We start from the raw sequence: 637 nt of genomic DNA on the forward strand, positions 1-637 counted from the left end.
CAGTTCTCCCCGTCGCCTCCGTCCAGTTTCCCATGGCGCCCGACAACTCGACAATACCATCGTTCCCGAGGACATCTTCCGCCACGCGATGGTACCCCAGACAGCGACGGCGCGCCCCGCCCTCGTGCCCGTCGCGGTCGAATGGAGCGACGAGCTCCTCCGGCGGCGGGAGCACCTGGTTACCATCGACGTTGGCGACGCATCCACGCCACTGTTCGGCGTGGACCTCCGAATCATCGACTATACGGAGAGCGGGCAGCTGCGCTTCCGGGTGTCCATCGCCGTGGACGGGGATGTCCGGTCATCTGATTTCGAGGTCCGCTTCGGCCCGAACGGGGTTCGCTACGTCCTCGACGGCGGGCCGCTCGCGTTCATCAATGTTGGCGGCAGGCGCACCGCGCTCGTGGAGTGGTTCAGGGACAACCCACCCGCGGTCTACTTCGCGAACGGCGCGCTTCTGTTGGGCGACGAGCTGTTCACTCCGCCGAGGATGGACGACCGGATCCCCTACTCAAGGGAACGGATCGAAGCCTGGAACTGGGCGGGCACGAACATCTGCGAGGAGTCACAGAAGACGCAGAAGCGCCCGGACGGCATTGTCACGCTGACGAGCCGTTGCCGAAACGACTGGGCTGGG

General features: G+C 65.6%; 1 protein-coding gene. It reads left to right on the forward strand.

What is annotated here, in order from left to right; genetic code table 11:
• Positions 1 to 88: 88 nt before the first annotated feature.
• A partial coding sequence (locus tag M0638_RS28530) for a hypothetical protein (RefSeq protein WP_248670343.1) occupies positions 89 to 637 on the forward strand: 549 nt, incomplete at its 3' end.

Source organism: Roseomonas acroporae (genome assembly GCF_023223525.1).
GTDB lineage: Bacteria > Pseudomonadota > Alphaproteobacteria > Acetobacterales > Acetobacteraceae > Roseomonas_E > Roseomonas_E acroporae.